The 7,120-nt window shown below is 37.9% G+C and carries 7 protein-coding genes; 4 read left to right on the top strand and 3 right to left on the bottom strand.

Annotated elements, in window-relative coordinates:
- The first annotated feature begins 49 nt into the window (after window positions 1–49).
- Window positions 50–1,399: an IS1634 family transposase gene (locus KKC46_19465; protein ID MBU1055982.1), complete on the top strand. Its 1,350-nt coding sequence runs from the start codon at window positions 50–52 to the stop codon at window positions 1,397–1,399.
- 70 nt (window positions 1,400–1,469) lie between these two features.
- Window positions 1,470–1,811: a DUF2845 domain-containing protein gene (locus KKC46_19460; protein MBU1055981.1), complete on the top strand. Its 342-nt coding sequence runs from the start codon at window positions 1,470–1,472 to the stop codon at window positions 1,809–1,811.
- 805 nt (window positions 1,812–2,616) lie between these two features.
- Here the strand turns inward: KKC46_19460 and KKC46_19455 are convergent.
- The 3 genes from KKC46_19455 to KKC46_19445 are packed head-to-tail and all read right to left on the bottom strand — an operon-like array spanning window position 2,617 to window position 4,065.
- Entirely contained in the window at window positions 2,617–3,633 is a 1,017-nt protein-coding gene (locus tag KKC46_19455) for a hypothetical protein (protein ID MBU1055980.1), read from the bottom strand.
- Window positions 3,623–3,829, bottom strand: a complete 207-nt coding sequence (locus tag KKC46_19450) for a hypothetical protein (protein MBU1055979.1) — start codon at window positions 3,827–3,829, stop codon at window positions 3,623–3,625. Before KKC46_19450 ends, KKC46_19455 begins: the two co-directional genes overlap by 11 nt.
- A 32-nt stretch (window positions 3,830–3,861) precedes the next feature.
- A complete protein-coding gene (locus KKC46_19445; GenBank protein MBU1055978.1) occupies window positions 3,862–4,065 on the bottom strand; it encodes a hypothetical protein in 204 nt (67 codons plus the stop codon).
- A 373-nt stretch (window positions 4,066–4,438) separates the two neighbouring features.
- On the opposite strand from KKC46_19445, the gene KKC46_19440 reads away from it, so the two are divergent.
- Together KKC46_19440 and KKC46_19435 are read left to right on the top strand one after the other, a co-directional pair.
- Window positions 4,439–5,275, top strand: coding sequence for a protein phosphatase 2C domain-containing protein (locus KKC46_19440; GenBank protein ID MBU1055977.1), 837 nt, complete (start codon window positions 4,439–4,441; stop codon window positions 5,273–5,275).
- Between the two features lie 265 nt (window positions 5,276–5,540).
- Window positions 5,541–7,025: a trypsin-like peptidase domain-containing protein gene (locus KKC46_19435; protein MBU1055976.1), complete on the top strand. Its 1,485-nt coding sequence runs from the start codon at window positions 5,541–5,543 to the stop codon at window positions 7,023–7,025.
- Window positions 7,026–7,120: the final 95 nt, after the last annotated feature.

The following is a 7,120-nucleotide window of genomic DNA, read 5'->3' as shown; positions in this document are numbered from 1 at the left end:
TAATGTCGCTCGTGTTCTTGATAAAGTTTTCGATACCGGCACGCAGAAGATCTTTTCAAAGATCGCGCAAAATGCCATCAACATATTCGATATCGATCCACAGCGGGTTCACTTTGATACCACATCCATCAATGTTTTCGGTGATTACGATGGTTACGAGCATCCGTTTAAAATCGATTACGGATACAGCAAAGATAAGCGGCCGGACCTAAAACAGTTTCTTGTTTCGATGCTCTGCGTGGACCGCAACATCCCTATTATCGGATCTTGTCAGGACGGTAATGCCTCGGACAAAACGTTAAATAACGTACTGCTGGGAAGTATATCTAAACATATGGCTAAGCACGGTCTTAGCCCCGGCGCTTATATTTACATGGCCAATGCCGCCTTTGTGACACAGGCCAACATAGAAAAAAGCGCTGATAAAAAGATAAAATTTCTTACACGCCTACCTGCTACCTACAAAGAGTGTGCTCGTGCAATCGAACAAGCCGTTTCTGCAAACGACTGGATCGATATCGGCACACTCAACGCAACCGATGCTACTTCAAAAAGGCCAGCCGCATCTTATAAAGGCTTTGAAACCAGCGTTGAACTTTATGGGCAAACCATACGCGCCATTGTGGTGCACTCATCGGCCCATGATAAACGCCGTCATAAACGCATTGAGCGAATGTTAACAAAAAAGCGCCAAGAACTTGAGGCCACCTGTAAAAAAATCAACTGCGGTCCTTTTTTCTGCAAGGCCGATGCTCAAAAAGCCGCCGACAAGTTGTCCAGGACAGCAGCGGGTAGTTATCATAGCCTTGATTGCCTGATAAGCAAGGTTAACAAATACCGGCGAGGACGGCCTGCAGCCGACAAACCGCGCACTCCCATAGGCTGTGAGTATATCCTTGAAGTTATCTTCGAACAGGATCAAGATGCCTTGGCACACTTACACCTTGAGGCCGGCTGTTTTGTACTGCTCAGCAATTTAACTGCTCCGCAAGATTACTTCAATTGGTCGGCCAAGGCCCTGTTGGTCCTTTACAAAGATCAAAGCGGCATCGAACAAAACTTTAGCTTTCTGAAAGATCCGGTCATCGTAAACAGCATTTTTTTGAAAAAGCCACAACGAATAGAAGTCCTTGGTCTGGTACTGCTTATCGCATTACTTATATGGCGGTTAATGGAACGCTGCATGCGGATATATATCGAAACCACCGGCATCCAGATAACGGGCTGGAAAAAGAAACCGACAAAAAGGCCCACTTCTTTTATGATGACCACCAAGTTCCTTAGCATATTGGTAGTTAAGTCCGGTAACCAAAGACAATTAGCACGCCCACTGCGGCCAGTGCAAAAAGAATTTCTACAAGCATTGAATTTAACCCATGATATCTTCACCATACCTTAAAGTGGGAGCAAAAATGATTAATCTTCATTCAAAAAAGGTGTGGAAAGTCCGATATGTAATGAGGTGAAAAATGAATAAATTTCTAATCTGCATTTATCCGATTTTATTATTAGCTTTGACAGCAAACACAGCTATTGCGCTTAGATGCGGTAATGACCTGATTCGGGAAGGCGACACCGCTTCTGAAGTTAGAATTACTTTGAAAAATAATGGCGGGGAAATTATTGAAAAGTCTTATTTTACTACAAAAACAAAGATCTCCAAAAAATCTAAAAAAAAGAAATATACTTCGCACACAGTTGAGAAGTGGTTTGTAAAAACACCAAGCGGGTATGGCCATCCGTATTGTTATGAATTAACATTTGAAGGTTCTGTATTAGAAAAAATTGGGCATGGTGTTGAATGTGAATAGATATTTTCTTGCTTTGTAGCTGACCAAAGTTGAATTTTATAAAATGGTATATAGTATGCTTATCTCTTAATTTACTGCGGTTATGCCTCAACACTTTTTTTATTAGGCCATAAATATTCTCCAATGAGATATATGCTTACGAACATAAGAGAATAAAGGCATGGCACAATAATAGAAACGGCTACCGATATTAATTGCTCTGGCAATTGCAGAAATCTAAAAGAAATAAGCATCAAGATAATTATACCTCTAACAAGGTTTGAAAGAACAATTAAAAATATTGGCACTAAAAATATGATTATGCCGATGATACCGAAAATCTGCGTCATAGAATAAGAACTCATTCCTGAAAAATCAGACCTATTACGATTGCGATCCCTTCGTCTGCGTATTAGCCAAATCAAAGATAAAGCAAAAGAAAATACATAAGTCACTACGGCAACAATTGGTTCCCCTCTTATGGAAAGATCAATATTAATAATTTGCCTCCGATATTAACACTATAACGATTCTTCACTGATAACAAATTCTACCGGTTTAGCTAACAGCTTACCATTGCTTGCTGACAATTCCGGCGCAACTTTTTTTGCCATTTAATAATTGAAACTTCTCCGGAGGCTAATTTTTTTTAAATACAGCCTCTTTTGTCGCACAAAACTATAAAGGGCAAGCTGCAAAAATCCATTTTCTTTTAATATCGCTCCACAGTTCAATTACTACATTCTCATTTAACTCCATTGGCTCACTAAAAAGTATAGGAGATTTTGTTTTTAGCGGGAATTGTTACAAGTTACCCTTTTACTTTCTATAAAACATGAAGATCCACACCCATTTGCTTAAATATTTTGTCAATATCCACCATGGCTATTTTTTGATGTTCTTTTACTGCTTCCTGAAATCTGAACCAGTCTGTTTTTTCCTTATCTACATCTTCTTTCCAACAAAGATCATCTTTAAACATAGTAAACATAGAGAACAAGCCATCTTTAGAATCTTTAAAGCCCTTTACTTTAACATCTATAGCTTCTCCAAACCATTCGGATTCATCAAAGTCACCCAGCCATGGCGCAAGAGCCTTGTAACGCATAACACGGTCTTCACGGTAGTAATTATGTGATCCGGAAAAGCACTTTCCGATAGCCTCAATCAATTGAACACGCAGCTGGTCCCAATCAGTGCCGATAGACTGGTTTCTTTGTTTATTATACGCACTGTACTTCATATAAATATGTTTGGCCGCATCAAGGAAACGTTCCGTATTATCCACCTGATCATCAACAAGTCGGGCATCCTCCCAGCGGTGTGCTGGCCAATCCGGGTGATGTTCGGCATTTGCGTGACCGATATCCGGTTTAATATCACGGCTAATATCATTGAAAAAATCATACCACCCCACAAAATTTTGATGAGCCCAGGTATCTGAATAGACATGGGTTGCGATCCCTATCCGGTAAAGTCTTGTATCATCAGATGCCTTGAAAGCCTCATCCATTCCCTTATTGGCGATCTCGTTGTTTGGAGTCGTGTTCAGCCAATGCATCTTGCCATCCCTGCGGGCAGCCTTACTGTGCATGGGTTCGCCCGGTACAAAATGAAATACAGGATATATTCTGAGTAGTGTATGTTTGGGTTTTAAGATGTTCATTGTTTGGGAAATATAATTTTCATAGGTTTCATTCTTTTTACGGTCAATGATTTTAAGGCATATATCATTTTCATCTACATATTCGGCTGCTGTTGCAATTGTTTTTGCTTCTTCCTGTTTAAAGCCGGCCGCATCTGCAATAATACCTGTGATATAATAATGAAATTCAGTATCCATGATTAATCCTCCTTATTTTGTTTTTGAAAGCATGCGTGTGATAAGGTGTGTGGCCATCAGGCTCAATAGTAAACACACGGAAAGAAAAATTTGGCGAGCCGTCGTTTTTTGATATAGGAACCTGTCTGAATACATTTCTGGCTCCTTCCATGGAGACCTTAAGCTTTTCAAGGTCTTGAAGTCTGATTGCCTTCATAAAGAATTTCCTTGCAATCCGGATATAGCTTGTTATTCGCTTTGTTCATCCATGTTTTGGAGTTGTTCATCAGATCTTTTTTTAAGAACCTGCTCAACCTTTTTTGCTTTTTCAAGTGCGCGTACCTGATCTGAAAGAATATGCTCTTTTGCAGTATTCTTATCTTCTCCATTAGAACATCCGCCAATCAAAAGAAATGATATGAACAATATAAATAGATACTTTTTAATCTTCATAATTACCTCTTGATTTAAGAGTTGGTTTTTGTAGAGCTCCAGCCAGGTACACAACCTGATGCCTGTTACGCAGGATATCGATCGATATGATTTGTTACACTGACAACTTGTACTGTTTTTTTGTATCAGTTACAGTTATCTTTATCAAGATATTTAAAGCAACATAGCTGCCAAAAAAAGTTGTACCTGTCAAAACAAATAAAATAATTGGAAGCATATTATACACACCATCAAAAATATCAATATGTAGCCATAAATCCATCGAAACTATCACTTTGACATCCGAGTTGCCAAATTTATATTATAAAAAAAACAAATTCTTGCGGCTCTTAACTATGTCGCATCAGTTTTAATAAGAAAAAAACAGGAAATAATGAAAATAGAGTATATATTGTCAAAAGGCTCCGGCACAATCAATGAAGATACTCTTGTTATGGAAACAGATATTTTTGGTGTTTTTGACGGAGCTACGAGCCTCGACAAAGCAATTTTCAGCGGTATAAAAACCGGTGGAATGATAGCATCATCGACCGCCAGCGCTGTTTTTTCAAAAAATCACTACCCGCTTTTAGATCTGGCCAAAGAGGCGAACAATGCAATTCATTATGAAATGAAATCTCATGGTGTAAATGTTTTGGCAAGAGAAAGCCTATGGAGCACCAGCGCTGCTGTTGTAAGAATAAAGGATAAACGACTGGAATGGATTCAGACCGGTGATTCTTTTATTATCCTGATATACACGGATAATTCATACAAGGTTCTAACAAAACGTGAAGACCACGATTTTGAAACCCTTTCTATATGGAAAAAGATTGCCGAAAGCAGCTCGTTACTTATACATGAAACGCTAAAAGATCAGATACAAAAAACCAGATGCAGTATGAACAGATCCTATGGCGTGCTTAATGGCGAAAAAGAAGCCGAAGTTTTTTTTAAATCCGGTATTGAATCATTAAAGAATGTAAAAGAAATTCTAATTTTTACGGATGGGTTGGATATTCCTGCACAAACACCGGTAAAGGAAAAAAACTTTGATATTCTTGTTGAACTCTTTCTTTGCCTCGGCCTTAAAGGTTTAAAGGAACACATACGGGAAATTGAAAAAAAGGACCCAAGGTGTATAAAATATCCCAGGTTTAAGTGCCATGACGATATTGCAGCTATCTGCATCAGGCCTGATATGATCCTGCAACAATTTTCCGGAATATAAGTTAAGCCGCTTTTTTTTTATTCCACCATTCCTGCTCATGTTTTGAATAAATCCTTGTTGGTCTTATTACTTATTTGTTGCTTGCGATTTATTGCCATCAACACTACAATAAAAAAGAGTCAGAGAGTTACGAATCAAAATTCAAAATGAACTTAGAGATATCGATTCTAATGCGTTTGACTTGAAAAATTTCAAAGAAAATAATCTATTGCATTCGTATGCAAAAACCTAACCGGAAATTAATGGTTTTTATTGGGAGTATTGTATGAAATGTTTTGGAATAAATATATTGATTATTGTTATAATTTCCATGTTCTGCAGCCCGGTTTCAGCTAAATCCAATGTCAAAGAGGCTGTAGTTAAGATTTATACTGTAAGCAACACCTATAACTATCATGAACCCTGGCAGATGTGGGGTCAGAAAATATTTAATGGTTCAGGATGTATAATAAGCGGTAACAGGATATTAACAAATGCGCATGTCATAAGAGATTATACTTTTATCCAGGTACGGCGTTCAGGTGAGGCTAAAAGATACACGGCAGAACCTGAAATAATTGCCCATGAATTGGATCTGGCAATTTTAAAAGTCAAAGACGAGTCATTTTTTGAGGGAGCAGACCCGGTTGAAATAGGGGATTTGCCGCAAATAAAAGATAAAGTTACAGTTTATGGTTTTCCTGAAGGCGGTGATAAATTGTCTATTACTGAAGGAGTGGTTTCCAGAATAGAGCATACCAAATATTTCCACAGCAGCGCTTATTTACTTACCTGCCAGATTGATGCTGCGATAAATTCAGGTAATAGCGGAGGACCTGTCATTGATAAAGACAATAAAATTATTGGTGTTGCCTTTCAAGGATTTCTTGACGGACGTTATGATAACATTGGGTATATGATTCCGGCTCCGGTGATTAAGCATTTTTTTGAAGATATCAGGGATAAAAAAATAGACGGAACTCCAGAAATCGGGTTATCGATGCAGAAAATGGAAAACCCGGATATGAGGCGTAAATATCTTATGCCTGATAAGCAAACAGGAGTTTTGATTATTAAAGTTTATCCCGATTCACCGGCAGAAGGCGTATTAGAGCCAAATGATATATTGCTTTCAATAGAAGGCAATAATATAGAAAATGACGGAACAATAGAATTCAGGCAGGGAGAAAGGACTTATTTCGGATATCTGATGCAACAAAAACAGATTAATGACCTGGCAGAATTTAAAATTTTTAGAAATGGAAAAGTAAAAGAAGTAACAATTAAACTCACAAAGCCAATTGATTATGGAAGACTGGTACCTTCGGAGAGATATGACCAGTCTCCAACCTATTATATTGTTGGAGGACTTGTATTTGAAACTCTGACATTAAACTACCTTATGGAATATGGAAGTGAAAAAGACTGGTATATAAATGCACCAAAAGAACTTATAAATTTATATCTTAACGGTGAACCGACCGAACAGCAAAGAGAGATCATAGTACTTGTCAAGGTTCTTGCCGATGAAATAAATGTGGGATATCACGATTTTGTTGATGCTATCATAACTTCGGTTAATGGAGTAAAAGTTTCAACAATGGATGATCTTGTTAAAGGCTTTGAAAATAATAATGGTAAATACCATGTTATTGAAGATATTCATGGTTCAAAGATGGTATTGGATCGAAATAAAATAGATGAAAATGGAAAAAGCATATTAAAAAAATATAATATTGCTTTAAGCAAATCAAAATATCTTCCACATTAAAGCAGGAAACAGGGATCGGTAAACAGGGTTCTTGGTATCAGGAAAGAAGAATGAATGGGCACAGGTTTGGGGCAGGTTTGGAACCTGCCCCTACA

The sequence above is a fragment of the Pseudomonadota bacterium genome, assembly GCA_018817425.1.
Lineage (GTDB): Bacteria > Desulfobacterota > Desulfobacteria > Desulfobacterales > RPRI01 > RPRI01.
This window is presented reverse-complemented; position numbering and strand designations above follow the sequence as displayed.